The 26,300-nt window shown below is 73.7% G+C and carries 23 protein-coding genes and 1 pseudogene; 14 read left to right on the forward strand and 10 right to left on the reverse strand.

Features of this window, described 5'->3' with window-relative positions:
• Positions 1–65 precede the first annotated feature (65 nt).
• On the forward strand, positions 66–2,354 hold the full coding sequence (locus tag ACIP84_RS05210) for a heavy metal translocating P-type ATPase (RefSeq protein WP_401794664.1): 2,289 nt from the start codon (positions 66–68) through the stop codon (positions 2,352–2,354).
• Positions 2,355–2,390: 36 nt separating this feature from the next.
• Here ACIP84_RS05210 and ACIP84_RS05215 read toward each other — a convergent pair whose 3' ends face one another.
• A complete protein-coding gene (locus ACIP84_RS05215; protein ID WP_401794667.1) occupies positions 2,391–2,672 on the reverse strand; it encodes a hypothetical protein in 282 nt (93 codons plus the stop codon).
• Positions 2,673–3,020: 348 nt separating this feature from the next.
• Here ACIP84_RS05215 and ACIP84_RS05220 point away from each other — a divergent pair, with 348 nt between their 5' ends.
• The gene (locus ACIP84_RS05220) at positions 3,021–3,632 is read left to right on the forward strand and encodes a hypothetical protein (RefSeq protein ID WP_401794670.1); all 612 of its coding nucleotides are present in this window, start codon (positions 3,021–3,023) and stop codon (positions 3,630–3,632) included.
• 221 nt (positions 3,633–3,853) lie between these two features.
• Here ACIP84_RS05220 and ACIP84_RS05225 read toward each other — a convergent pair whose 3' ends face one another.
• Entirely contained in the window at positions 3,854–5,026 is a 1,173-nt protein-coding gene (locus ACIP84_RS05225) for a cytochrome P450 (RefSeq protein WP_401794673.1), read from the reverse strand.
• A 397-nt stretch (positions 5,027–5,423) separates the two neighbouring features.
• Between ACIP84_RS05225 and ACIP84_RS05230 the strand changes: the two genes are divergently transcribed.
• Entirely contained in the window at positions 5,424–6,509 is a 1,086-nt protein-coding gene (locus ACIP84_RS05230) for a cytochrome P450 (RefSeq protein ID WP_401794676.1), read from the forward strand.
• Between the two features lie 41 nt (positions 6,510–6,550).
• Complete coding sequence (locus ACIP84_RS05235; RefSeq protein ID WP_401794679.1) at positions 6,551–7,315, forward strand: class I SAM-dependent methyltransferase; 765 nt, start codon at positions 6,551–6,553, stop codon at positions 7,313–7,315.
• Positions 7,316–7,380: 65 nt separating this feature from the next.
• Here ACIP84_RS05235 and opcA read toward each other — a convergent pair whose 3' ends face one another.
• Together opcA and ACIP84_RS05245 are read right to left on the reverse strand one after the other, a co-directional pair.
• Entirely contained in the window at positions 7,381–8,331 is a 951-nt protein-coding gene (opcA, locus tag ACIP84_RS05240) for a glucose-6-phosphate dehydrogenase assembly protein OpcA (RefSeq protein ID WP_401794681.1), read from the reverse strand.
• Between the two features lie 82 nt (positions 8,332–8,413).
• Entirely contained in the window at positions 8,414–8,962 is a 549-nt protein-coding gene (locus ACIP84_RS05245) for a DoxX family membrane protein (protein WP_355965641.1), read from the reverse strand.
• A gap of 212 nt (positions 8,963–9,174) precedes the next feature.
• On the opposite strand from ACIP84_RS05245, the gene ACIP84_RS05250 reads away from it, so the two are divergent.
• The 3 genes from ACIP84_RS05250 to ACIP84_RS05260 all read left to right on the forward strand — a co-directional run bounded on the left by ACIP84_RS05250 (position 9,175) and on the right by ACIP84_RS05260 (position 11,789).
• Entirely contained in the window at positions 9,175–10,551 is a 1,377-nt protein-coding gene (locus ACIP84_RS05250; protein WP_401794685.1) for a dipeptidase, read from the forward strand.
• A 34-nt stretch (positions 10,552–10,585) separates the two neighbouring features.
• Entirely contained in the window at positions 10,586–11,188 is a 603-nt protein-coding gene (locus tag ACIP84_RS05255; RefSeq protein ID WP_355965637.1) for a DUF308 domain-containing protein, read from the forward strand.
• A gap of 178 nt (positions 11,189–11,366) precedes the next feature.
• A complete protein-coding gene (locus tag ACIP84_RS05260) occupies positions 11,367–11,789 on the forward strand; it encodes a DUF350 domain-containing protein (protein ID WP_355965635.1) in 423 nt (140 codons plus the stop codon).
• Positions 11,790–11,878: 89 nt separating this feature from the next.
• Here the strand turns inward: ACIP84_RS05260 and ACIP84_RS05265 are convergent, their stop codons facing one another.
• Together ACIP84_RS05265 and ACIP84_RS05270 are read right to left on the reverse strand one after the other, a co-directional pair.
• Positions 11,879–12,301, reverse strand: coding sequence for a hypothetical protein (locus tag ACIP84_RS05265; protein WP_401794689.1), 423 nt, complete (start codon positions 12,299–12,301; stop codon positions 11,879–11,881).
• 56 nt (positions 12,302–12,357) lie between these two features.
• A complete protein-coding gene (locus ACIP84_RS05270; RefSeq protein ID WP_355965631.1) occupies positions 12,358–13,794 on the reverse strand; it encodes a WGR domain-containing protein in 1,437 nt (478 codons plus the stop codon).
• Between the two features lie 176 nt (positions 13,795–13,970).
• Here ACIP84_RS05270 and ACIP84_RS05275 point away from each other — a divergent pair, with 176 nt between their 5' ends.
• Both ACIP84_RS05275 and ACIP84_RS05280 read left to right on the forward strand, forming a co-directional pair.
• Positions 13,971–15,179 (forward strand): SPFH domain-containing protein, encoded by a 1,209-nt coding sequence (locus tag ACIP84_RS05275; RefSeq protein ID WP_401794693.1) that lies wholly within the window; start codon positions 13,971–13,973, stop codon positions 15,177–15,179.
• 8 nt (positions 15,180–15,187) lie between these two features.
• Positions 15,188–16,132, forward strand: a complete 945-nt coding sequence (locus ACIP84_RS05280; RefSeq protein WP_401794695.1) for a M23 family metallopeptidase — start codon at positions 15,188–15,190, stop codon at positions 16,130–16,132.
• A 38-nt stretch (positions 16,133–16,170) separates the two neighbouring features.
• Here the strand turns inward: ACIP84_RS05280 and ACIP84_RS05285 are convergent, their stop codons facing one another.
• A complete protein-coding gene (locus ACIP84_RS05285; RefSeq protein WP_401794698.1) occupies positions 16,171–16,914 on the reverse strand; it encodes an ABC transporter ATP-binding protein in 744 nt (247 codons plus the stop codon).
• Positions 16,915–16,953: 39 nt separating this feature from the next.
• Positions 16,954–18,447, reverse strand: a complete 1,494-nt coding sequence (locus ACIP84_RS05290) for an ABC transporter permease (protein WP_401794700.1) — start codon at positions 18,445–18,447, stop codon at positions 16,954–16,956.
• Positions 18,448–18,558: 111 nt separating this feature from the next.
• On the opposite strand from ACIP84_RS05290, the gene ACIP84_RS05295 reads away from it, so the two are divergent.
• A complete protein-coding gene (locus tag ACIP84_RS05295; protein ID WP_401794703.1) occupies positions 18,559–19,386 on the forward strand; it encodes an MBL fold metallo-hydrolase in 828 nt (275 codons plus the stop codon).
• An 84-nt stretch (positions 19,387–19,470) separates the two neighbouring features.
• Here ACIP84_RS05295 and ACIP84_RS05300 read toward each other — a convergent pair whose 3' ends face one another.
• A complete protein-coding gene (locus tag ACIP84_RS05300; protein ID WP_401794706.1) occupies positions 19,471–20,724 on the reverse strand; it encodes an ROK family protein in 1,254 nt (417 codons plus the stop codon).
• Positions 20,725–20,843: 119 nt separating this feature from the next.
• On the opposite strand from ACIP84_RS05300, the gene ACIP84_RS05305 reads away from it, so the two are divergent.
• The 3 genes from ACIP84_RS05305 (at position 20,844) to ACIP84_RS05315 (ending at position 23,352) form a co-directional block, all read left to right on the forward strand.
• Positions 20,844–21,437, forward strand: coding sequence for a winged helix-turn-helix transcriptional regulator (locus ACIP84_RS05305; protein ID WP_401794709.1), 594 nt, complete (start codon positions 20,844–20,846; stop codon positions 21,435–21,437).
• Positions 21,434–22,378, forward strand: a complete 945-nt coding sequence (locus ACIP84_RS05310; RefSeq protein ID WP_401794712.1) for a ketopantoate reductase family protein — start codon at positions 21,434–21,436, stop codon at positions 22,376–22,378. Before ACIP84_RS05305 ends, ACIP84_RS05310 begins: the two co-directional genes overlap by 4 nt.
• A 377-nt stretch (positions 22,379–22,755) precedes the next feature.
• Positions 22,756–23,352 carry a DUF1349 domain-containing protein gene (locus ACIP84_RS05315; protein WP_355965615.1) on the forward strand — a complete coding sequence of 199 codons (597 nt, stop codon included), beginning with the start codon at positions 22,756–22,758 and terminating at the stop codon, positions 23,350–23,352.
• On the opposite strand, the pseudogene ACIP84_RS05320 reads toward ACIP84_RS05315, so the two are convergent.
• A pseudogene (locus tag ACIP84_RS05320) lies at positions 23,353–24,972 on the reverse strand (FGGY family carbohydrate kinase); the annotation flags it as partial.
• Positions 24,973–25,110: 138 nt separating this feature from the next.
• Between ACIP84_RS05320 and xylA the strand changes: the two are divergent.
• On the forward strand, positions 25,111–26,280 hold the full coding sequence (xylA, locus tag ACIP84_RS05325) for a xylose isomerase (protein WP_355965611.1): 1,170 nt from the start codon (positions 25,111–25,113) through the stop codon (positions 26,278–26,280).
• Positions 26,281–26,300 lie beyond the last annotated feature (20 nt).

A 26,300-nucleotide genomic window follows, 5' to 3' on the forward strand; every position in this document is an offset into this window, starting at 1 on the left:
GACCCGCCGGTGACGACGGGCCCGACCTCCGCCACCACGGAGCACCCGCACCACGGGGGTCACTCATGACACGCGGACCGGCCGCCGCTCAGGCAGGCACAGGGACCGCCGACGCGGTCACGACGGACCTCGTCGTCGGCGGGATGACGTGCGCCGCGTGCGTCAACCGGGTCGAGAAGAAGCTCTCCCGCCTGGTGGGAGTCACCGCCTCGGTCAATCTGGCGACCGGACGGGCGCGGGTGTGTCACCCCGCTGGGCTGCCCGTCGAGGAACTGCTGGCCACGGTCGAGAAGGCCGGCTACACGGCGGCGCTTCCGGAGCCTCCCGCCGACCGGGGGTCCGCCCCCGCCCCGGTCCGCGACGGGGAGGAGGCGGAGCGCGCCCGGCTCGTGATCACGGCGGCTCTCGCTCTGCCGGTGCTCGTCCTGTCCATGGCGCCCGCCCTGCAGTTCCGCAACTGGCAGTGGCTGTGCTTCGCGCTGGCCGCGCCGGTGGCCGCGTGGGGAGCGTGGCCGTTCCACGTCCGGGCGTTGCGCGGCCTGCGTCACTCCACGTCGACCATGGACACGCTGGTGTCGCTGGGCGTGCTGGCGTCGTTCGGCTGGTCGGCGTACGCGCTGTTCCTCGGCGGCGCGGGAGAGCCCGGCATGCGGATGCCGTTCAGCCTGGCCCCCGGGGCAGCCGCCGACGGTATGGCGCACGTCTATCTCGAAGCGACCGTCGGCGTACCGCTGTTCGTGTGGGCGGGCCGCTTCCTCGAAGCCCGGGCCCGACGGGGTACGGGGGCGGCCCTTCGCGCGCTCGCCGGGCTGAGCGTCAAGGACGTGGCGGTACGGGGCGAGGACGGTGGCGAACGCCTCGTACCTCTGGAGCGGTTACGTGAAGGGCAGACGTTCCTCGTGCGGCCGGGCGAGCGGGTCGCCACCGACGGCGTCGTGGTCGAGGGCGGTTCGGCCGTGGATCTGTCCCTGGTGACCGGGGAGAGCGAGCCGGTCGAGGTCGAACCGGGCTCCGAGGTGGTCGGAGGCTCGGTCAACGTCGCCGGGCTGCTGCTCGTACGCGCCACGGCGGTCGGTGCGGACACCCGGCTCGCCCGCATCGGCCGGCTGGTGGAAGAGGCGCAGGCCGGGAAGGCCCGCGCGCAGCGCCTCGCCGACCGGGTGGCGGGCGTCTTCGTCCCCGTCGTCCTGGCCCTGGCCGCGGGCACCCTCGGCTTCTGGCTCGGGACCGGCCGGGACGCGCAGTCGGCGGTCACTGCCTGCGTGGCCGTCCTGGTCGTGGCGTGTCCGTGCGCGCTGGGCCTGGCCACGCCGGCGGCTCTCACGGCCGCGACGGGGCGGGGAGCCCAGCTCGGGATCCTGGTCGGCGGCCCCGAGGCCTTGGAAGGGCTCCGGCACGTCGACACCGTGGTACTCGACAAGACCGGCACGCTGACCTCCGGCCGGACGACCGTCGCCCGCTTCACCGTCGTCCCTTCCGGCGGCCTCGCCGAGGGGGCCGTCGTGCGGTACGCCGGGGCCGTGGAGCGGGGTTCGGAGCATCCGCTGGGCCGGGCGCTCGTCGATCACGCGCGGGCGCACGCCGGCGCGGACCTTCCCGACGTCGTCGACTTCCGCGCCCTGCCGGGCAGAGGGGCCCGGGGCGTCGTCGACGGCAGGCTGGTCGAAGTCGGGGCGCCGACGGGCGACCTGCCGGCCGTCCTCGCCGACGCCCTGACGGCGGCAGAGACCACCGCCCGTACGCCGGTCCTCGTGCGGGTCGACGGCGAGGCCGCGGCCCTCGTCGAGATCGGGGACGTGGTGCGACCCGGGACCTACCGGGCCGTGGACGCCCTCCGCCGCCTCGGCGTACGTCCCGTCCTGGCCACCGGGGACGCGAAGGCTCCGGCCCTGGCCGTGGCCGCCGGCCTGGGCATCCAGGAGGTCCACGCCCGCTGCACCCCCGAGGAGAAGGCCGCGCTGGTCCGCGCGCTGCGGGATCAGGGGCATCGGGTCGCGGTCGTGGGCGACGGCGTGAACGACGCGGCCGCGCTCGCCGGCGCGGACCTGGGCATCGGTCTCGGCAGTGGCACCGACGCCGCCATCGGCGCCGCGGACGTCACTCTCGTCCGTACGGGGATCGAGGCCCTGCCCGACGCCGTACGGCTCGCGCGGCGCACCCTGGCCACGATCCGCGTCAACCTCGTCTGGGCCTTCGGCTACAACGTGGTGACCGTGCCCCTGGCGATGGTCGGCGTGCTCAACCCGATGGTGGCGGCGGCCGCGATGTCGGCGAGCTCGGTCCTGGTGGTGGGCAACAGCCTGCGGCTGCGTGCCTGGCGCCCCTCGGCAGCGCCCCGGCGCCGGCGGCCCTGACACTACGCACACGACTGACACGGGCGGCGAGGTCGCCTACTCGGCCGTGACGTCCAGGAGTCTGCGGGTGCGGGCGCTCGCACCGCTCAGGGTCAGCGGGATGTCCAGGCTCGCGCACATGCGGTGGGCGCGGGCCAGGGCGCTGACGGTGGCAGGGGTGGGCTCGGCGGTCGGGACGGCGACGGTCACCCGGGTCGGGCGGAGCGTCTGGACCAGGGCCTGGATCTGGAGGGCCACGGCGGCCCGGTTGGTGACGTCCAGGTCGCGGTGGAGCGTCACGTGCAGCACATGGTGACGTACGACGTGGCTGATGAGCATGGTCCCTCCGCGCAGGACGACGAAGGCCCACGACTGGACACGCTGTGGGCGGTTCGTCCGAGGATGTCACGGCGACCGGCCCGGAGCCCTTCTCGTGACCCCGACGGCGTGGGGTGTCCGACCACATCTGCCACAGTTCACGTAGATGAACTGGCGGGGTGTCGCGTCCAGGGTGGCCGGGCCGGGGTGAACCGGTCCAGGTTCGCATGTGACCCCGCACCACGGTCGAGACCCTCGACGTCACCTTCGCAGGGTTCGACGGACAGCCGGTCGAGGGGCGGGCTCGTCCTGCCCGCCGACACCTCCCAACCGCTGCCCGCCGGCTCCGGCAGTGAAAGGATCAGTGCCGTGAAGAGCCGTATATGGAGTGACGGGCCGGTCGGCGACGAGTCGGCCGCGAGCGGCGGCCTGCTGCGGTTGCTCGGCGCGGCCGGGGCCGAGGCCGGAGGGGCCGAGGCCGGAGGGGCCGAGGCCGGAGGAGTCGAGGCCGGAGGGGTCGAGGCCGGAGGGGTCGAGGCCGGAGGAGTTGTGACTGGTACGCGGTTCGGCGGGGCCGAGCCGGGCGCCGAGTCCGGCGGGGCCGAGCGGCGGATCGTGACCGGGCCGCTCGTCTGCCGGTACTGCGACGGGGACCGGTTCGAGGTGACGTCGGACGAGTGCTTCTGCGAGGGCTGCTGCCTGCCGCTCGACGTACAGGAGGCGGACGAGGACGAGAACGGGGGCGGCGGTGCGGACCCGGTGGTCCGGGAACTCCGGCCGCCGACGGCTCCGGCCCCCGGGACGGACACGGGAATGGTCAGGTGTCCCGCCGGCCACGACCTGTTCCAGGTGGCCGCCGCGTACACGCTCGGCCCGGACGGCCGCATGCGCCGTCTGTCGGTCGGCCTGCGGTGTCCCGTGGACGGGGCGCTGAGCCTGCTCGTCGACGACGCGCGCATGGCGCCCGGCCTCGTCCGGTGACCCATCGCCCGGCCTGACGCGTCGACCCGACTGTCCATCGGCCCGCCGTTCCGGCGGCCCACCGGTTCCCCGGGCCTCGTCAGGCGCGCGGCGGCGCGTAAGGGCCGGAGCCCGAGCCGTGCAGCGGACTCGGGCTCCGGCGAGGTGCACGGATGCCGTGCACCGGCGTGGTGCCCGCCTCATGGACGGGCCGCACGCTCACTGGTTTCAGTGCCAGTACTTCATGGTCGTACCTCCTCCCCCGTGTCTGGACGCAGGGTGACCTCGAAGCGGTCGAGACCGCGGAGGGTCAGGTTGCGCCGGTGTTCTGGTTCCGCGACTGCCCGTGCCTGCGGATAGTCCCTGGCCAGGGCGCCGAGGACCGATCCGGTGAGCCGGATCGCCATGGACGCGCCCAGACAGGCATGGGCCCCGCGGCCGAACCCGAGGTGAGGGTTCGGGGCGCGGTCGAGTCGCAGCTCTGTGGGGTGGGCGAAACGGAGCGGGTCGTGGTTGGCCGCGCCCAGGAACAGCGTGACCGGATCACCCGCCTTCATCGTGACGCCACCCAGTTCGGTGTCGGTGACGCAGACCCGGGCGTCCGCCTGGACCGGTGCGTCGTACCGGATGAGTTCGTCCACGGCCGTGGCCGGGGTCGCCGGGAACGCTTCGAGCGCACCGGGGGTGGTGAGGAGTGCGGCCGCCGCGTTGCCGAGGAGCCGGGAGGCGGATTCGTAGCCGGCGTGGAGGACGGCGCGCAGACTGTTGCGCAGAACCGTTTCTGCTACACCGCTGTCCGCCGCGTGCTCGGCGACGTACGCGATGAGGCCTTCCTTGGGCGGGTCCGCGAGCCACCAGCCCGCGTACTCCGCGAGCCGGGCGCGGGCCGCGACGGCCGGTTCGTGCTTCTCGGGCCAGAGGCCGGCGTCCATGCCGTCGACGACGGTACGGGACATGGGCACGAACCAGTCGAGCCCGGGGGCCTCGACGCCGAGGAAGGCGGTCACGAAGCGAAGCGCCACCGGCTCGGCGAGCTCCCCGACGAGATCGAAGGAGGGGCGGCGGGCCAACTCCGCGAGCAGATCGGCGATCTGCCCCTCCAGGTCGTCGTGGAGCGCCTGCCGGTCCTGTGCCCGGAATCCGTCGAGCAGCAGGTGCCTGATGGCGGTGTGCTCCGGCGGGTCGAGGGTCTGCACGCTGAGCAGCGGGGCGGGGATCTCCTCCCCGGCGCGCCGCCAGTCGGAGGCGAAACGGTTGCTGTCGGTGAGCACGGCGAGGCAGTCGGCGTGCCGGGTCAGGACCCAGGAGCCGAGCAGTTCGTGCCACAGGACGGGAGAGGCCTCACGCATCCGGGCGTACGAGGGGTAGGGGTTCCGCAGGATCGACGGGCGGGCCAGATCCAGAATCGGGTCCACGGCTGCCGCTTGCTCCACGAAACGTCTCCCCCTGCGCATAGGGCCTGGTTGAGGCCTTGGCTGCTACCGAGTCGAGCTGTACGAGGCACCGGTCACCGGTGGGTGGAGCACCCCGTTGATCTTGTCACCGACGGTCCGCCGGCCCTTCTCCGAACATCAATGCGAGCCGAGCGCCGGTGACGCTACCACGCAACTGGGGTGGCTGGTATGACTACCTGCCAGAGATCTTTCACAAAGCGTCGGGGAGTTACGGAAGATGACCGGTCAAGAGCAGACAATCGTTCACGATGTCCCGGTAAACGTTGCCCAACAGCCCAACCCGTACCCGCTCTTCGAGCGCATCCGAGAACACGGTGTCGTCCAGCGCGTACGGCTGAATCCCACCCTTGAAGTCTGGATGGTCACCGGTTACGACGAGGCCGTCGCCGCGCTCACCGACCCCCGGCTCAGCAGTAGTCCCGTCGGGGTGAACGGACTTGAGGAGGAGATGGCCCACCAGGAGCGCACCAACGTCCTGATGGCCAGCATGCTCGTCGCCAACGGCGAGGACCACACCCGGCTGCGCAACCTCGTCTCGAAGGCCTTCACCGCCCGCCGGGTGGAGCAGCTCGCACCCCGCGTCCAGGCGCACACCGACGCCTTCCTCGACGCCTTCGCCTCACGCGGAACCGCCGATCTGGTCTCCGAGTTCGCGCTGCCCCTGCCCATGGCCGTCCTCAGCGAACTCATCGGCATCCCGGCCGAGGGGCAGCCCGACTTCGCCCGGCTCGCGGTGGGTCTGATCATGCCGCCGAACACCCCGGAGCGACTCGCCAAGGGCGCCCGTGCGCGGGCCGAACTCACCGAGTTCTTCGAGCCGTTGATCGCGCAGCGGAAGGCAGACCCGAAGGATGATCTGCTGAGCGCGCTGTGCGCCGCGCAGGCGGAGGCGCGGATCAGCGACCGCGAGCTGACGGCGATGACGATCCTGCTCACACTCGCCGGACACGAGACGACGGCGAGCCTCATCGCCAACGGCGTGCACGCCCTGCTGCGCCACCCGGACCAGTTCGCCGCGCTCCGCGACGACCCCTCGCTGCTGCCGGGGACGATCGAGGAACTCCTGCGCTACGAGGGGCCGGTGAGCCGTGGCGTCGCCCGTTTCACCACCGACGCGTACGAGATCGGCGGGGTCACCGTCCCGCCGGGTGAGATGATCATCATCGGGCTCGCCGCCGCCAACCGCGACCCGGGCCGTTACGACCGTCCCGACATCCTCGACGTCGCACGCCGCGAGGTTCCGCAACAGCTTGCTTTCGGCCATGGTGTGCACTTCTGCCTGGGTGCGCCGCTGGCCCGCGCGGAGGCGCGGATCGCCATCGGGACGCTGCTGCGCCGCTTCCCGGACCTGCGGCTCGCCGACCCGGACGCGGATCTGAGCCGGCGCGAGGGCATCCTGCGCGGCATGGCGACCCTGCCCGTGGCCTTCACGCCCGAAGCCTGACCCGTCGTCCCGACGGCGGAGAGACGAACGGAGACAGACGGATGACTACGGCCTCCGGTACGGCGGAGTTCGACGCGATCGCCCCCGGCTACGACGCCTCGCGCGGCGGCACCGCCCGGGCCGCCGGCTTCGCCGAGCAACTCGCGCCGCTGCTCGCCCCCGGCCTCCCGGTGCTCGACATCGGCGTGGGCACGGGCATCGTGGCGGCCGAACTGACCGCGCGCGGCCACGTGGTGTACGGGCTCGACCTGTCCAGCGGGATGCTCGCCCGCGCCGTGGCACGGCTCGGTCCGCGGGTGGCGGTGGCCGACGCCTGCCGGCTTCCGGTGCAGACCGGCTCGGTGGGCCAGGCGGTGTCCACCTGGCTGCTGCACACCGGGCCCGACCACGGCATGGTCTTCGACGAGGTCGCCCGGGTCCTGCGCCCGGGCGGCCGCTATCTGGTGATCCCGGCCGGGGGCACCCGTCCCACCGACGACATCGGGCTCGTGGTGGGCGAGTTGGAGGACCGTATCGACCCGCTGCGGACCCGTCAGGACGGGCCGTGGACCCTCGCCCCGATCGCCGAGGCACGGGGGCTCGTCTACCGGGGCCCGGCCTCCGAACGCCCCACGACCTTCCGGGTGTCGCCCCGGGCGATGGCCCGCTCCCTGTCGGGCGGCCTCTTCACCGGAGCCTGGTCGGTCACGGGCGACGCCACCCGCCTGGTGGCGGAGACCCAGGAGAGGCTCCTCGCACTCCCGGACCCGGACGTTCCCCGCGTGCGGGAGATGGCCGACTTCGTCATGGTGTTCGAGAAGCCCTGAGGCCGCGTGTCCCTGAGGTCGGGCGCGGAACCGCGGGTCGGCCGTAAGGCGGGTCGGCCGTCAGGTCAGGTGCGGGACCGCAGTTCGGCCGTCGGCCTCGCCGCTCCACCGCGGCCACGCAGGGACGCCGCGTAGGCGTCGTCCGGGTCGAGGCGGCGCAGTTCCTCGGCGATCAGCTCGGCCGTCGTCCGGACCTTGAGGGCGAGGACCCGGCCGGGCTGACCGGGAATGGAGAGCCGCGCCACCGGCCCCTCGGGCCGGTCGATGCGGATCTCGCCGTCCGCGGTGCCCATCCGGACGGCCGTGACGACGGGCCCGTCGGTGACGACCCGCTCGACGGGGACGCCCAGCCGGACCTCGAACCAGCGGGCGAGGAGTTCGGCGCTCGGGTTCTCCGCCTCGCTCTCGACGGCGGCCGAGGTCACCGTGAGCGGGGCCTGGTCGAGCGCGGCGGCCAGCATCGAGCGCCACGGGGTGAGCCGGGTCCAGGCGAGGTCGGTGTCGCCGGGTGCGTAGGAGGCGGCCCGCTTCTCCAGAGCGCCGAGGGGGTCTTCGACCGCGTACATGTCCGTGATGCGGCGCTGGGCGAGTGAGCCCAGCGGGTCGAGGGACGGCACCTCGGGGGCGTCGACGGGCCACCAGACGACGACGGGCGCGTCGGGCAGGAGCAGCGGCAGGACCACGGAGTCGGCGCGGTCGCCGAGTTCGCCGTGGAGCCGGAGCAGTACGGTCTCGCCCGAACCGGCGTCGGTGCCGAGCCGGACCTCGGCGTCGAGGCGGGTCTCGTGGCGCCCGTGGGGCGAGCGGGCGTGGCGCTTGATGACCACCAGGATGCGGGAGGGGTGTTCCCGGGAGGCGTCGTTGGCGGCCTTGACCGCGTCGTAGGCGTTCTCCTCGTCGGTGACGACGACAAGGGTGAGCACGACGCCGGCGGCGGGTGTGCCGACGGCCCTGCGGCCTTCCAGGATCGCCTTGTTGATCTTGCTGGAGTTGGTGTCCGTCAGATCGATCTTCATGCGCGGCGACCGTCCCTTCCTCTGCGGCGAGCCTAACCCTCCCGCGCGGCGGAGGCGTGCGGACCCCCGCTCTCGACCGGAGTCACACGGATTCCGGTCCCGCCTCCTCCGCCGCGGCCGCGGCGGAGGCCTGCTCGTCGGCCCGCCGGTTGACCACGGCCGCGGCGGCGATCGCGGTGCCGAGGAATGCGGTGATCACCACCCAGGGACGGTCGAGGACATGGTCGGTGGCGTGGTCGAGGGAGTACCGGCCGGCGCCGGTGACCCCGATCGCGGCGGCGACGAAGCCCAGGAACGCCGGGTACTCGTAGCCGCCGCTCTGGGCGAAGAAGCCGGCCGGTGCGTGGACGGCGACGGCGCCGGTCATGGCTCCGGCGGCGGCGGCTCCGGCGGCCGGGGTGGCGAGGCCGAGGGCGAGCAGGGCGCCGCCGCCGGCCTCGCCGAGGCCGGCGGCGATGGCGCTCTCCCGGCCCGGGTGGAAGCCCATGGCCTCCATGGCCTTGGTGGTGCCCTCGATGCCGCCGCCGCCGAACCAGCCGAAGAGCTTCTGGGTGCCGTGTGCGGCGAGTACGGCTCCGGTGCCGACCCGCAGCACGAGGAGCCCGAGGTCGCGTCGGTTGGGGTGGCCCATGGGGTTCTCCAGGTGCGGGAGGAGGAAAGGGGCGGACTCGTACGCGCTCCACTGTCGTCGCCCTGTCCGGCCCCCGCCGCCCGGGAGCCGGGCGAATACTCCGTACGAGTCACCTTTTGCGGCACTTGTCCGGGGGTGCTTGGGTGAGAAGGCCGTCGCCGTCCCGGGCCCGCGAGCCGCGCCCCGCCACGGCCCGAGGGAAGTGGGTACGCATGACCGCAGAGTCCACCGGGACCGCAGCCCTGCGGGAGAAGGTCCGGGCCCTGATGCCCCGGGCGAAGGAGGACCTGACCGCGCTCGTGGCGATGCGGTCGGTCGCCGACCCCCGCCAGTTCCCGCCGGAGGAGTGCGCGAAGACCGCCGACTTCCTCGTACGGGCCTTCACGGAGGCGGGACTCCAGGACATGCGGCGGGTGACGACCCCGGACGGCACGGACGCGGTCGTGGGGCACGCCCCGGGCCCCGAGGGGGCGCCCACCGTGCTCCTGTACTGCCACTACGACGTACAGCCGCCGCTGGACGACGCGGCGTGGGAGACCCCGCCGTTCGAGCTCACCGAGCGCGACGGGCGGTGGTACGGCCGCGGCTCGGCCGACTGCAAGGGCAACATCGCCATGCATCTCACGGCCCTCCGTGCGCTCGGCGGTCCGGACGGCCGGGGCTTCCCCGTGAACATCAAGTTCGTGGCGGAGGGTTCGGAGGAGCAGGGCACCGGCGGCCTGGAGCAGCTCGTCCCCCTGCAGCCCGAACTCTTCGCCGCCGACACCCTGCTGATCTGCGACACGGGCAACTTCGCCAAGGGCCTGCCCACCACGACCACCTCACTGCGCGGGCTCGCCAACGTCGTCGTCACCGTCTCCACCCTCAAGGGGGCGATGCACTCCGGCATGTTCGGCGGCCCCGCGCCCGACGCGCTGGCCGCACTGATCCGGATCCTCGACAGCCTCCGCGACGAACACGGCAACACCGTGATCAAGGGACTGCCGGCCGACGGCGTCTGGGACGGGGTCGCCTACCCGGCCGACCAGTTCCGCGCCGATGTCGGCGTCCTCGACGGGGTGTCCCTCGTCGGTACGGGGTCGGTCGCCGACGAACTGTGGGCGCGGCCCGCCGTCACCGTGCTCGGCATCGACTGCCCTCCGGTGGTGGGTTCCTCGGCCGCCGTGCAGGCCGAGGTGAGCGCCCGGGTCAGCCTGCGGATCCCGCCGGGGGTCGACACCGACGACGCCCAGCGTGCCCTCGCCGCCCACCTGACCTCGGCCGCGCCGTGGGGCGCCCGGGTGGAGGTGGAGCCGGAGAGCGGCGGCCAGCCGTTCCGGGCGAGGACCGACGGCCCCGCCTACCGAGCTCTGGCGACGGCGCTCCGCGAGGCGTACGGGAAGGACATGGTCCAGTCGGGGCAGGGCGGTTCGATCCCGCTCTGCAACGTGCTGGCCGCCCACTTCCCCGACGCCGAGATCGCCCTGATCGGCGTCGAGGAGCCCGGCTGCCTCATCCACGCGCCCAACGAGAGCGTGGACCCCTCGGAGATCGAGCACATGGCGCTGGCCGAAGCGCTCTTCCTCCGCGACTACGCCGGCCCGCACTGACCACACACCCACCACGGAAGGACGGAAACCGTCCATGACACAGACTCACGACGGCCCGAGGCACCAGGACATGCCGCCCGGCCCGCTGGGCATGCTCGCGGGTGCGGCCTGGCAGGCGCTCCTCCTCGCCGGAATCGCGTCCCTGGTCCTCGGCATCCTCGTGCTGGCCTGGCCGGAGGCCTCGCTGTTCGTGGCCGGCCTGCTCTTCGGCCTCTTCCTGCTGTTCAGCGGTGTGATGCAGCTGATCGCCGCGTTCGGCACGCACACCACGACCGCGCTGCGCATCATGGCCTTCATCAGCGGCGCCCTCTCGATCCTGCTCGGCCTGCTCTGCTTCCGGGGCGCGACGCAGTCGATCCTGCTGCTCGCGCTCTGGATCGGGATCGGCTGGCTCTTCCGCGGCATCACCGAGACCCTCGCGGCGGCCTCCGACGCCGCGATGCCGGCGCGCGGCTGGCACGTCTTCCTCGGCATCGTGAACGCGCTCGCCGGTGTCGTCCTCATCGTCTCCCCGCTGGAGTCGGCCACGGTGCTCATGGTCCTGGGAGGCATCTGGCTGCTCGCCGTCGGCGCGGTCGAGATCTTCACGGCGTTCCAGGTGCGCGCCCGCGCCAAGAGCCTGCCGCCGGGGGCCTGACGGCCTCCGCGGCTCTCCGGCCCGAGCCTGTCCGAGCGCTCGCCCGGCCGCTGTCGCACCCCCTCGCCGTCCGCCCGATTCCCGGGCGGGCGGCGAGCGCTGTTGACGCGTGCGCTACATTTTGCCGGTCCTTGACCACCGATCCCCCGCGATCGCGATTCCCGGAGACCGGCACACCATGAGCGACATCGTCAACGGCCTCGGCCGGGCCGGCGCCTACGGCGCCCTCGGCGTGGTCCTGCTGATCCTCGGCATGGTCCTCGTGGATCTGCTGACCCCCGGGAAGCTCCGCCGGCAGATCTGGGAGGACCGCAACCGCAACGCCGCGATCCTGCTGAGCTCGGCACTCCTGGGCATCGGCGGCATCGTCTTCACCTCGATCTGGACGACGTACGAGAACTTCGGCAAGGGCCTCGTGTCGACGGCCGCGTTCGGCCTGCTCGGCCTGGTGATGATGGCCGTGGCGTTCCTGGTCGTGGACCTCGTCACGCCGGGCAGGCTCGGCGCCACCCTGGTCGACCCCGAGCCGCACCCGGCGGTCTGGGTGACCGCCTCCTGCAACATCGCCGTCTCGGCGATCGTCTCGGCCTCGATCGCCTGAGCCCACCGGGACGTCCGAGCCCACCGGCGACGTCCGAGCTCACCCCCCGGGGATGTCCGAGCCCACGGCGACGTCCGAGCCCTCGGGGTTCAGCCCGGCATCGGCTCCACCTCCAGGAAGCGGCGCCCGCGCGGCCCCTTGTACAGCAGGGCCTCCCAGCCGAGCCGCGTCAGGGCGGGTACGCACGCGCCGAGGGCCGTCGCCTCCTCCTGAGCGGCTCCCGAGCCCGCCGGGCCCAGCCACTCGACCACGGCCGTCCCCGGCCGGTCTCCCGGCCTGACGCGGTAGCCCGTGGTGATCCGCGCCCCGGAGTCGTCCACGGCCGAGGGGGCGAGGCCGCCCGACTCCAGGGCCAGGGCCACCGCGCGGACCGGCTGCCGGCGCTCCCAGTCCGCGGGAACGGTCTTCGGGTCACCACCGTCCCCACGGTGGGTCAGCCTTCTGATCTGGAGCAGCCCGTCGAGGGCGGCTCTGACCTCCCTCGACCGCTGCTCGACGTCCACCACGGGCACCGGCGGGCCGTCCCCCGTTGCCGCGTCGAACGTGCCGCCGCCCCCGTGACCCGCCGTCACTGCAGCCGCCGGATGTCACCGCGCACGCGGTAGAAGCCTCCTGCGGCCGCGTGCAGGGCATCGACGACGTACCGCGCACCGGGCTCCCGGATCGCACGTGGGAACTGCACGTTCCACGCGGAGTCGTAGCCCTCGGAGACGACCCGGACCCGCGTCCTGCCCGACTCGTTCACACACTCCACGACCACCGACCCCGCCGGGGCGACGCTGACGGTGGTGACGGCGGTGACGGTCGTCGCCGGCTCGTACACCGGCATGGCCGCGGCGAGCTTGATGTCCCGCGCGACCGGCACCGTACCGCCCTGGGCGGCCTGGATCGCCGCCTCGCTCGCGTCCACGCACACCAGCGAACCGTCCGTGGTCACCAGGTAGAGGCGCTCGTCGCGGTACTGCATGGAGAGCGCCGAGCCCCCTCCCGTACCGAGCTTCCACAGCCGGGTGCCGTCCTCCGCGAAGCAGTAGACGGAGGAGGCCGAGTCGGCCGCGAAGACGAACCGGCCGCCGGGGGAGGTGGCGCAGGAGTACACGGGGCTGTCACAGCCGTAGACCGCCTCGACGCGCCCGTCCTTCTTCGCGAGCCGCTGGACCTTCTTGCGGGCCGTGCCCGCGTAGACCGCGGTGTCCTCCTGCCAGCCGAAGAGCACCCCGCCCTCGGTGGCCGTGTGCCACAGCTCGCCGCCGCCGTCCGGCGCGTGGGCGGCGACGCCCCGCGTGTCCCCGTAGTAGACGGCGTCCCCGTCGGCGCGGACCATCCAGGCGTGCTCGCCCTGGCCGCCGCGTGCCCACTGGTGCTCGTCCTCGTGGTCGATGACGGTGAGCCGGCCCGAGCGGTCGGCGACGTGCAGGACACCCTCGTGGATGTCGAGCCAGAAGATGTCGACGTCGGTGGCGATGTCGTACGCGGCGAAGGGCAGCTTCGACGACAGGTCGTACACCTTGCCGTCGTCACAGCCGGCGTAGATCCAGAAGTCGTCGGCGACCAGGCACTTGACGCCGTCCGGCAGGCTGAACCGGGCCTGCACCTCGCCGGAGCGGTCGAGCGTGAAGACGTCCCCCGCCTGGTTGCCGACCCAGCAGCGCTCCTCGTCGACGTGGATGCCGAAGGCGGCCGAACCGGTCCGGAAGCGCCACAGGACGGGGGCGACGGCGCGCGCGGTGGAGGGCGCGGAGGTCACCGCGCGGCGCGTCACGGCACGGGCCGCCCGCTGCCCCCGGACCGCCGGGGCGTATCCCTTGCGGACCTTCTCCCCTATCTTCTTCGCCGCGGCCGCCTGCGCCTTCGCCGCCGTGGGGAACGTGGAGCTCTGCGTCTGGCCCGGCGTCCCGATCCGGCCGTAACGGACCGACACCGCGAGGTCCTCGACCGTCACTTCGTAGAACTTGTGGGCGCCGCCGTCGTCCTGCGACAGCTCCAGATAGGTCGTCGTCGTCATGGTGAAAACGGTAGGGGCACCCACTGACAACGGCCCCCGGTGAAGCCTTGGCCAAGGGACCTAAGTCCCCGACATTCGGGACGTTCGTCGCGGCATTCCGGACATACACCCCTGTGACGATGGCTCCTGAAGATCATCCGACGTGCCGTCACCTCAGGAACGGCCGGAAGGGCCTCATGACCGAGTACCAGAAGCGGCCCCTGCCCGTCCGTGCGCGCCGCCACGGGGACGGCATACCGATGGACGACCTCTTCCGGTCGGACCCCACCCGGCGACCGACCGCGCCCCCACCCGTAACCGCGGTCCTGACGGAGGGTCGGACCGAACCAGGACCAGGACCCGGGCCCGAATCCGGACCCAGACCCGGACCCGAATCCGGGCCCAGACCCGGCGCCGGCGCCGGCCCCGAACTCGCCGGCCCCTCAGAGCCGTCGGAGCCGTCGGAGCCGTCGACGCCCTCCGGGGCGCCGGAGGAGGCCTCCACCCCGCTCCCCCGCCGTCCCCCGCCCGTCGACCCCGGCCTCCAGGAACGCCCCGGAGCGGCCGTCCCCGGCTGGGTGGCCGTCCTGACCGCGCTCACGGCGCTCACCGGCATCGCCACCACCCTCCGGCGGGCCCGACCGCTCCGCGAGGTCGAGCTGCTGCCCTGGCAGTGGGCCGCGCTCGCGAGCTGCGTCGTCGTCGCCGTCGTCTCGTTCGGCGGCCTGACCCGTGGGCGGACCGGCTCCGCCTGGGTGCTCTCGCTCTTCGGCCGCTACCGGGGCAGTGTCCGCCGCACCGGCCTCGTCTGGATCAGCCCGTTCGTGCTGCGCCGCCGGATCGACGTCCGCCTGCGGCACTGGCGCAGTGAACCGATCGCCGTCGTCGACGCCGAGGGTTCGGCGCTGCGCGTGGTGGTCCTGGTCGTGTGGTCGGTACGGGACACGGCGCGGGCGCTGCTCTCCGTCGACGACCATCTCGGCTATCTGCGCGAGCAGGTGGAGGCCGCCGTCGCACGGGTGCTCTCCCGGCTGCCCGCCGACGCCTTCCGCGGCGACACGCCGACCCTGCGCGACGCCGAGGCGGTCGGCGACGCGCTGACGCGCATGCTCGCCGCCGAGTGCCGGCCGGTCGGCATCGCCGTCTTCTCCGCGCAGCCGACCCGGATCGAGTACGCCCCCGAGGTCGCCGCCGCGATGCGGCGCCGGCAGATCGCCGTCCTGGACGCCAAGCACCGGGACTCCGTCCTCACCGGCGTGATCGACGCCGTGGACGACACCGTGACCCGGCTGACCGCGCGAGGCCTCGTCGAGCTCGACGACTTCGAACGCCAGTCCCTGGTGAAGGACTTGACCGTGGCCTTCTACACCCGCGGCGGCAGCCCTGCCGATCCCCGTCAGGAGTGAGGAACACCGTGGACACCCCCGCCTTCACCGATGAGATACCTACGGGCTGCGCCTGCGTGGGCTGCGCCGACGCCGACCGACGTACGGCCACCGGCGGTTCACGCCGCACGCCCACCCCGCACGGCGTGCGCCGCGCGGTCGTCGCGACGGTGGGCGCGGTCGTTCTGGCAGGAGCGACGGTCGGCACGTCCGCCGCCGAGCCGGCCCCGGCGCACGCCGGTCGGGACGGCTCGACGTACTGGTTCCGGAACGAGGCCGGCGCATGGCGCTGGACCAGCCACGCCACGACCTACCGACAGCGCTCCGCCGCGTCGGCCGCCGCGTCGGCCGGGGGCGGAAGCCGGACCGTCGAGCCCGTCTTCCGAGGACGGCAAGGCTGGGACGCCCAGGACGGGGTCTACTGGTACACGTCCCGTGGTCACTGGTACTGGACCAGCCACGCCTGGAAGTACCGGCAGCGGACGGGGCTTTCCGGTGGCACCTCCACGTCGTCCACGCCCTCGAAGCCGCGGGAGCCGGCGAAGCCGTCCGCGCCGTCAGGCTCCTCCCGCGGCTGGACGGCACCGGTCTCCCCGGCCGCCTACACCGGCTACTACGGGCAGCGCGGTTCCTGGTCGAAGGGGTATCACACGGGTCAGGACTTCGCCGTGCCGACGGGGACGACGGTCCGCTCGGTCGGTCCCGGCCGCGTCGTGACCGCCGGCTACGGCCGGTCGTACGGCCACGAGGTGGTGATCCGCCACCCGGACGGCCGTTTCACCCAGTACGCCCATCTCTCCCGTATCGATGTGTCGCCCGGCCAGAGCGTGTCGGCCGGGCAGCGCATCGCCCGGTCGGGGGCGACCGGACGGGTGACGGGTCCGCATCTGCACTTCGAGGTGCGGACCACGCCGTCCTTCGGTTCGGACGTCAACCCGCTGGCCTATCTGCGCGGCCACGGCGTGCCCGTGTAGCGGCCGCCCGGGAGTCGGACCGGTCGTGGCGCGGTCGGTCAGGCCTCGACCGGGTCCGGCACGGTGTCCAGCACGGGCTCCGGTGTCCGCTCCGGCGTTGCCGCCCGGGGGTTCTCCTTGATCGTGATCCGGCCCTTGCGGATCGTGGCGAGGCGGGGCGCCCTGCGGGCGATCGCGCTGTCGTGGGTGACCATGACGAAGGTCAACCCGTGCTCCCTCCACAGCCCTTCGAGCAGCTCGACGATCTCGTCGCGCATCGACTCGTCGAGGTTTCCGGTGGGTTCGTCGGCGAGCAGCACCTTCGGGCGCTTCACGAGCGCGCGGGCGATCGCCACCCGCTGCTGCTGACCGCCGGAGAGCTCGGACGGAAGGTGCCCACGGCGTTCGCCGAGCCCGACCGACTCCAGGGCCTCGGCGGCCCGGCTCCGCCGCTCGGCGGGCTTGACGCCGAGCGGGACGAGCGCGGTCTCCACGTTCTCCTGGGCGGTGAGCGTGGGGATGAGGTTGAAGCTCTGGAAGACGAAGCCGATGTTCTGGCCGCGGACCGCGGTCAGCTTGCGCTCCGGGAGCGCGGCGAGGTCGGTGCCGTCGAGCAGGACCTGGCCCGACGTGGGGCGGTCGAGGCCGCCGAGCATCTGGAGCAGCGTCGACTTGCCACCGCCCGTGGGGCCTTGGATGACCAGCCGGTCGCCCTGGCCGAGCGTGAGGTCGACCCCGGCGAGCGCGTCGACTCTCTCCTGCCCCCGCCGGTACTGCTTGGTGACGCCGATCAGTTCGTACATGGTTGAACTCCTTTGGTACGTAGGTGGGTTCGCGCGCTGTTACTCGACGCGGCGCAACGCGTCGGCGGGACGCAGCCGCGAGGCGCGCCAGGCGCCGAAGGCTCCCGCGACGAGGCCGCCGCCGAGGGCCAGGAGGACGGCGAGACCCACCGTGGTGACGCTGACCGGGGCACTGAGGGCGATGTCGACGGTCTTCCCGGCGGCCGTACCGGCCGGGCCGCCGCCGAAGGCCATGCCGCCTCGGCCGCCACCGCCGCCGGTGCCGAACATGCCGCCGGTGGGGCCGAGTTCGGCGGTCAATGTCGGGCTGGCGGCGGTCACCGCGTACGCGCCGGCCAGGCCGATCGCGATGCCGAGGGCACCGCCGATGAAGCCGTTGACGAGCGCTTCGCCGACCACCTGGCGGGTGACGCGGCCGCTCTTCCAGCCGAGCGCCTTGAGCGTGCCGAACTCACGGACCCTGCGGGTGACGGCGGAGGAGGTGAGGAGGCCCGCGACGAGGACGGCGGCGAGCAGCACGGCGTACGAGAGCCACCTGCCCACGTTCGAGGCGAGGTCGGCGGCGGTGTCGAGCGAGCCCGAGACCGTCTGGGCCAGGTCGGCGGAGGTGGTGACGGTGGTGCCGGTGACGTTCTTCTGGATGGCGGTCTTAACGGCGTCGATCTTCGTCGAGTCGGTCGCCTTCACGTAGATCGTGGTGATCTTGGCGGCGGAGGCCGAGAGCGTCTGGGCCTGCTTCAGCGGCAGATAGACCTGGGCAGCGGACTGCCCTCGGTCGGCGGTCGCGATGCCGATGATCTCGAACTTGACGTTCTTCACGGCCAGTTCGTCGCCGACGGCGAGGTCCTTCTCCTGGGCGTAGGCGCTGTCGACGACGGCCACCTCGGCGTCCGTCTCGGTGGTCTCGAACGTACGGCCCTGGGAGACGGTGGAGGTGGTGAGGGGACCGAGGTCGGGCGCGGTGACGTCGGTGCCGTAGAGCGTGAAGGAGTCGACGTCGAAGGCCGCGCCGCCGCCGGTGACCGTGTCACCGGGGCCGGATCCGCCACCGTTGCCACCGCCGGTCTCGGCGCCCGGCTGCCCCGGCTGCCCCTGCTGGGTCTGGCCTCGCTGGATCTGGCCCCGCGCGAACTCTCCGCTGATCTTCAGGTTGACGAGGCTGAGTCCGCCCACCGCACGGTCGACACCGGGCTGTCCCGCGACGGTGGCGACGGTGGAGTCCGCGAGGGTCTGGAAGCCCTGGACCATCAGCCGGTCGCTGCTCTGCTCCTCGCCCTCGTCCCTGCCCTGGAACTCGAACCGGGGGCGCTGCGGCTGTGCGCCGTCGGCCGGCCGTTCCTGCGCCTTGGTCACCGTCAGGTCCGTACCCAGGCCGTAGAGGGACTGGAGGACCTTGCTCTGGGCCTGAGTCATGCCGGAGGACACGGAGTTGACGACGATGACCAGCGCGATCCCTAGCGCGAGCCCGGAGGCGACGACGAGCGCCGCCTTTCTGCGGCGGCGCAGTTCGCGCCGGAGGTAGGTGAAGAACATGGCGCGAAACTAGGGGCGGCGCGTGATGACGGGATAAGGCCGGCGTGAGAGCGGGATGAGAGTGATCGGTCTCCTGTACGCGCGGAGTCCGTCGATGGCAGGCTCGGTGTCATGTCGAGCGGCGGCGAAGTGACGCGCATGGGGCCGGTGACGGCACTCCTGGACGCCTCCGGGCTGTTCTTCGCGTCGGCGCGGGACGCCTTCCCGGGGGCTGTCGCGGCGGACTGGGCGGCCGCCGCGGCCCTCGATCCCGGTGCGGTCGGGCCCGGCGGCGGGTGGCGGCTGGACTTCCGCTGCTTCGCCGTCGCCGACCCCGACGGTTCGGGCTGGACGCTGATCGACGCGGGCGTGGGTCCCGCAGAAGGCCCCGGGGCACCGTGGTGCCCCGTACCCGGCCGGCTGCCGGACGTCCTCGCGCGGGCCGGCATCGACCGGGCGGACATCCACACCGTCGTTCTGACACATCTGCACGAGGACCACTCCGGCTGGGCCGCCGACGCCGCCGGGCGGCCGTTCTTCCCGGACGCCCGGTACGTCGTCCAGCGCGCGGAGACGGCGGCCCTCGACCGCCTCGACCCGGTGTGGGACTGGGTGGTGGAACCGCTCCGCGCCGCGGGGCAGCTGCACGAGGTCGACGGCAGGCACCGACTGCGCCCGGGTGTCACGCTGCTGCCCACCCCCGGGCACACCCCCGGCCACCAGTCCGTCCTGGTCGAACGGCCGGACGGCCGGGACGTCCTGGTCACCGGCGACCTCCTCGTGCACGCCGTGCAGCTCGCCGCGCCCGCCGTCGCCTACGCCCACGAGCGCGAACCGGCGACCGCCCGGACCTCCCGGGAAGAGCTGCTCGCGCGCGCCGCGGGCAGCGGGGCGGTCCTCGCGACGGCCCACCTGACCAGGCCGTTCGTCGAAGTACCAGGGCGTGCCCGGGGGTTGTGACCTCGCGGACGGCTCTCGGGCGGCCCCCGACGGCTCTCGGGCGGCCCTCGGGCGGCCCCCGAACGGCTCCTCGGAGGGCCCCGGTCAGGCCCCCGCTACCGCCCCTGCCCCTGCCCCTGCCCCTGCCCCTGCCCCTGCCACCGTGGCGTACGCCAGGGGGTCGGCCAGGACGTCGTGGAGGACGAGGGCCGCCGCGCCCCGGGAGGCGTCGGTGGCGGCTGAGGCGGGGCGGAGGCGGCCCGCGTCCGGGGTCCAGAGGCCGGAGACGACGCGGTCGGAGAGCTCCTCGGCCAGGGCGGGGACGAGCCACCGCATCAGCTGCGGGTAGATGCCACCGAGGACGACCGCCTCGGGATCGAGGAGGTTCACGGCGCCCGACAGGGCGCGCCCGAGCATCCTGCCCGCCTCGGCGAGCGCGGCGAGGGCCTGCGGGTCCCCCGCACCGGCGCGGTCCGCCAGTTCGGGGACTCCGGCGGCCCCTGCCGCGCGGAGGAGCGCGGCCTGGCCTGCGTACTGCTCCAGGCACCCGCGTGAACCGCAGCGGCAGCGCGGACCCTCGGCGTCGACGACCAGGTGGCCGATCTCTCCGGCGAAGCCGTGCGCCCCGCGCAGGAGTTCGCCGTGTACGACGATCGCGCCGCCCACGCCGATCTCGCCCGTCAGGTGCAGAAAGGTGCGGAGGTCGCCGAGCGTGCCGAACCACAGCTCGGCGAGGGCCGCCATGTTGGCCTCGTTGTCGGAGGTCAGGGGGAGCCCCGCGGTGCCGGGGCGCAGGGCGGTGAGGGCCTGGCCGAAGAGGCGCTCGGCGTCGACCTCGTACCAGCCGAGGTTGGGTGCCTGCCGGACGGCTCCGCCGGATACGAGGCCCGGCAGGGCGAGTCCGGCACCCGCCGGGGCGAGCCCTCGCTCGGCGGCCGTGTCGAGGACGTCGGCGGCGATGCGGGCGGCACGGGCGAGCACCTCGGGGGCACCGGCGGCCCGGTTGTCGAGGCGCTCGGTACGGCGGACGCGGTCGGTGCCGGTGAGGTCGACGACGCAGACCGTCACGTAGTCGACGTTGATCTCGACGCCGAGTCCGGCGGGACCGGTGTCCGCGGGCTTCAGGACGGTGCCCGGCCGTCCCGCCTGCCCGCTGAACGTCTTGCCCGATTCGACGAGGAAGCCCAGTTCGAGGAGCTGCTCGACGAGGGAGGAGACGGCGGGCCGGGTGAGCCCGACGCGGGCGGCGACGGCCGCCCGGGTGGTCTCGCCCGCGTCGTGGACGGTCCGCAGGACGAGACTCAGGTTGTGCCGACGCACGCCCGACTTGTCGGCCTTGGGTTCCGTGGGCTGGTTCATGGTGAGCGCGAGCCTAGCCGCCCCTTTCACTCACCCGAAAACAGCTCCGCCGCAGGAGGAGGACACCCGTCGCCTGGAACAGTTCGGTCACCGAACTGTTGTGCGCTAGGGTCATGGCCATGACGCTTCCGCGTGACTACCGCGGTCAGACCTGTGCGCTCGCCCGCTCCATGGAGATCGTCGGCGAACGCTGGACGCTGCTGATCCTGCGGGACGCCTTCTACGGGGTCCGCAGGTTCGGGGAGTTCGCCGCGCACCTGGGCGTGCCCCGGGCCGTGCTCACCGACCGTCTCACCACGCTCACCGAGGCGGGCGTCCTGGAACGCCGCCCCGAGACGGGCACGGGCCGCCGCGAGGTGTACGGGCTCACGCCCAAGGGGGTCGCCCTCTGGCCGGCGGTCCGCGCGCTCACCGCCTGGGGCGAGGAGTTCCACCCGGCGGACGGCGGGCCGCGCCGCGTCTTCCTGCACGCCGGGGACGAGGCCCCGCTCGAGGCGGACGGACGCTGTACGGGCTGCGGCACGGCCGTACCCGTCGCGGACGTCGTGGTCGCCCCGGGCCCGGGTCTCGCACCCGCCACCCCGGACGACGACCCGGTGACGGCCGCGCTCGCCAGGCCCCACCGGCTGCTCCGGCCCCTGCTCCAGCCCCCGCTCCGCCCTCCGCTCACCACCGCGCCCCCGGGGCGCCCCACGAGAGGTCCACAACGATGAAGATCCTGGTCGTCGGCGCCGGTGCCACCGGTGGCTACTTCGGCGCCCTGCTCGCCCGCGCCGGGCAGGACGTCACCTTCCTGGTCCGCCCGGCCCGTGCGGCGGCGCTGCGCGAGCGCGGGCTTCGGGTGGTGGGCCGGGACGAGGAATGGGTCCTCACGCCCCGCCTCGTGACGGCCGACGCGCTCGACACCCCGTACGACCTCGTGCTCCTTTCGGTGAAGTCCACCGCCCTCGATCAGTCGATCGAGGACATGGCGCCGGCCGTGGGACCGGACACGGCCGTCGTGCCGCTCCTCAACGGTCTCGCCCACATCGACGCGCTCAACGCCCGCTTCGGGGCCCCGGCCGTCCTGGGCGGCGTGGCCAAGGTGGTGACCACGCTCGACGAGACCGGTGACATCCGGCGCCTCGCCCCGCTGGCCCATCTGACGCTCGGCGAACAGGACGGCACGCGCTCCGCGCGCGTGGCGACGTTCCGGGCGGTGCTCGAAGAGGCGGACATCAGCTCGCCGGAGCCGGAGCACGTGGTCACGGCGATGTGGCACAAGTGGGTGTTCATCACGACCTTCGGCGCCGTGACCAGCCTGATGCGGGGCACTGTCGGCGACGTCTACGACGTGGCGGGCGGTCCCTCCCTGGCCCCGGCGCTGCTCGACGAGGCGTCCGCGGTCGCCGCCGCGGCCGGACACCCCGTACCGGAGGCGGAGCGGGCGGCGACGCTCGCCGTGGTGGCCGCCCCGGGGTCGCCGATGGTGCCGTCCCTCTACCGCGACCTGACGGCGGGCCGCCCGACCGAGGTCGAGCACCTCTTCGGCGACCTCACCACCCGCGCGCGTGCCCTGGACGTGGCGACCCCGCTCCTGGACCTGGCGACCCTGCACCTGCGGGTGCACCAGCGGCGCGTCACGGCGGGGGCGGGCGTGGACGGCGGGGCCTGAGGGGAGGAGCGGGGCGGCCGGGGGCGGGGACCGGACGTCGAGCGCCGACACCGGATGCCGCCTGCCGGTTGCGGGACACCGGGTGCCGTCGCCGCCAGGCCGGTGGGCCGTGGGGGGGGACGCGTGACGTAGTCGCGGCCAGGCCGGTGCGCCGGGGATGGACGCCGGGGGGCGCCACCGCCAGACCGGTGGGCCGGGGTTGGGGCTCGGGCCCAGACCCAGACCCAGACCCAGGCCCGGCAGCAACAGGGCCGCCACCGGCGGTGGTTCGCCGGGCCCGCTCCCCGGAGGCGCCGCCGAGTTGGACTCTCGTTCCACTTCTTGGATCCTCGGCGAACTCCATGACACGCTCCCGGCACGCTCACGATCATGACGTCATGAACGTCGACACCTCACTCCCCCTCGGCCTCGACTGGGTGACCGCCCCCGCCGCCTGGTCCCTCACCGGCGGTGTCCTCACCGTCACGGCCGCCCCGCACACGGACGCCTTCACGGACCCGGTCGGCGGGGCGGCCCGGTCCGACGCCGCCGTGGCCCTGACCACTCCGCCGGACGGCGACTGGCAGCTCTCGGCCCGCCTTCGCGTCGGCTTCCGGTCCGCATGGGACGCGGGAGCCCTGTTCATCCGCTCCGACGACGACCACTGGGCCAAGCTCAACTTCGAGCAGGCCCCCGACGGAACTCCCAGCGTCTACTCCGTCGTGACCCGCGGCCGGTCCGACGACGCGCTCGCCGGCCCGGTCGAGGGAGAGGCGCTGTGGCTGCGCGTCAGCCGGATCGGCGAGGGGTTCGCCTTCCACGTCTCGGACGACGGCACGTTCTGGCGTTTGGTGCGACAGTTCGCCCTGGACGGACCCGGTCCCGTACGGGCCGGCATCGAGGTCCAGTCACCCGTCGGCGAGGGATGCCGCGTCGACTTCGACGACATCCGCCTCACCCCGACCACCCTGGCCCACCTCTTCGACGGTCGATGACAGCAACGTCGGCGTCGCGGCCGACAGGACCCCCGCGATGCGGTGCCAGGTCTCCTCGTCGCGGCCGACCGCGGGGAGGACCTCGCCCGTACCCGTGCCCCAGGCCGTCGTCAGGGCCACCGGGTCCGCGCCCGTCACCGCGCCCGCCGCGAGGGCCGCGGCGCCGAGGGCCACGAGCTCCTCGGCGGCCGGGACGACCAGGGGCCGGCCGGAGAGCCTGCGGACGGTCTCGGTCCAGGCCCGGCCGCGTGCCCCGCCGCCGATCAGGCGGAGCGGCCGGTCGCGTACGTCGGGGGCGGCCGGGTCGAGGCCGCAGGCGGCGAGGAGGTGGTCGAGGGCGCGCAGCACGGTGAAGGCCGCGCCCTCGTAGGCGGCGCCGAGGATCGACCGCGGGTCAGTGCCGTGCCGCAGGCCGGTGACCAGGCCGGCCGCGTGGGGCAGGTCGGGGGTGCGTTCGCCGTCGAGGTAGGGCAGTACGACGACTCCGCCACCCCCGATTCCGCCCGGTGCCGCGTCCTCGCGGTCCAGGCCCAGGAGCGTGGCGAACCGGTCGACTGCGAGCGTGCAGTTGAGGGTGCAGCCGAGGGGGAGGTACGTCCCGTCGGTGGCGGCGAACCCCGCGAGGCCGGGGTCCGCCGGGCGGGCGCGGGTCGCGGCGAAGACCGTGCCCGAGGTGCCGAGGCTGACGACCGGGTGGTCGAGGAGGCCGGCGCCGCCGAGGCCGAGGCCGACCGCGGCGGCCATGTTGTCGCCGGTACCGGCGGCGACGACGACGGTACGGGGCAGCCCGAGGGCCTCGGCGGCGGCCGCGGTGAGGGTGCCCACGCGGGTGGCGCCGCCGGGGGCGACGGCAGGCAGCAGAGCCGGGTCGAGGCCGATGAGGTCCAGGATCTCCGGGTCGTACGCACCGGAGGCACCCGCACCGGAGGCCTCGCTCTCGGCTCCCTTCGCACCCCCGCCGCCCTGAGCGCCCCCGCCGTCCCGAGCGCCATCGCCGTCCTGAGGGCCCCCGCCGTCCCGAGCATCCCCGCCGCCCCGAGCGCCCCCGCCCCTCCCGTACCAGCACGTCCCCGAGGCGTCCCCCGGGTCGGTCACCGCGATTCCGGTGAGGCGCTCCGTCAGGTGGTCGTGCGGGAGACGGACCCCGGTGACGGCCTCCGCGTGGCGGGGTTCGTGCGCGCGCAGCCACTGCCACTTCGCGGCGGTCATGGAGGCGACGGGCACCGAGCCCGTGCGTTCCAGCCAGCCGGCGGGGCCGCCGAGGCGGGCGGCGAGGGCGGCGGCCTGCGGGGCGGAGCGGGTGTCGTTCCAGAGCAGGGCGGGCCGCAGGGGGCGGCCGTCGGCGCCGAGGGTGACGAGACCGTGCTGCTGTCCGGCGACGGCGATGCCGGTGACCGCTCCGGCCGGGACGCCCGCGTCCCGTACCGCCGCGCGGACGGCCGTGACGAGGGCGGTCCACCACTCCTCGGGGTCGCTCTCGCGCGCGCCGGCGGAGCCGGTGACGGTGTGCGGGGCGCGGCCGACGGCGAGGAGTTCGCCGGTGTCGGCGTCGACGGCCGCGGCCTTGGCGGACTGCGTGGAGCTGTCCACGCCGATCACGACGGAGCGCCTCGTGGGCACGTCCTCACCTCTTCCCTGTACTGCGTCACCGTAGGTCTTCACGGGGGCCGATTCGTGGCTGGGGCTGGCGCCCCGGTGTGTCCGTCCCGTATTAGTTATCTCAGAAAACAAATCCCCAGAGCAAGAGAGGGACACACCATGCCGGAGCTCTTCGCCCCCACCCCCGAGGACCGCTTCACCTTCGGCCTGTGGACCGTCGGCTGGCAGGGCCGCGACCCGTTCGGCGAGGCCACCCGCCCGGCCCTCGACCCCGTCGAGACGGTCGAGCGGCTCGCCGCGCTCGGCGCGTACGGCGTCACCTTCCACGACGACGACCTGATCCCCTTCGGCGCGCCGGAAGCCGAGCGCGACGCGATCGTCAAGCGCTTCCGGGCCGCGCTCGACCGCACGGGGCTCGCGGTGCCGATGGCCACCACGAACCTCTTCACCCACCCCGTCTTCAAGGACGGCGGCTTCACCGCCAACGACCGGGACGTGCGCCGCTTCGCGCTCCGCAAGACCCTCCGCAACATCGATCTGGCCGTCGAACTCGGCGCCACGGTGTACGTGGCCTGGGGCGGCCGGGAGGGCGCCGAGTCCGGCGCGGCGAAGGACGTCCGGGTCGCGCTCGACCGCATGAAGGAGGCCTTCGACCTGCTCGGCCAGTACGTCACCGAGCAGGGCTACGACCTGCGCTTCGCCATCGAGCCCAAGCCGAACGAGCCGCGCGGCGACATCCTGCTGCCCACCATCGGGCACGCCCTGGCCTTCATCGAGCGCCTGGAGCGCCCCGAACTCGTCGGCGTGAACCCGGAGACGGGCCACGAGCAGATGGCCGGACTCAACTTCCCGCACGGCATCGCCCAGGCACTCTGGGCGGGCAAGCTCTTCCACATCGACCTGAACGGCCAGTCCGGCATCAAGTACGACCAGGACTTCCGCTTCGGGGCGGGCGATCTGCGCCAGGCGTTCTGGCTGGTCGACCTGCTCGAGACGGCCGGGTACGAGGGCCCGCGCCACTTCGACTTCAAGCCGGTGCGGACGGACGGCTCCGACGGGGTGTGGGAATCCGCGAAGAACTGCATGCGCAACTACCTGATCCTCAAGGAGCGCGCGGCGGCCTTCCGCGCCGACCCGGACGTCCAGCAGGCCCTCGCCGCCTCCCGGCTGCCCGAACTCGCCGTCCCCACGGCCGCCGACGGCCTCGCGGAGCTGCTCGCCGACCCCACGGCGTACGAGACCTTCGACCCGGACGCGGCGGCGGCCCGTTCCATGGCCTTCGAGCACCTCGACCAGCTGGCCCTGGAGCACCTGCTCGGCGTCCGCTGACGGCCGCTACCGGGTCATGG

The organism is Streptomyces sp. NPDC088707, assembly GCF_044752725.1.
Taxonomy (GTDB): Bacteria; Actinomycetota; Actinomycetes; order Streptomycetales; family Streptomycetaceae; genus Streptomyces.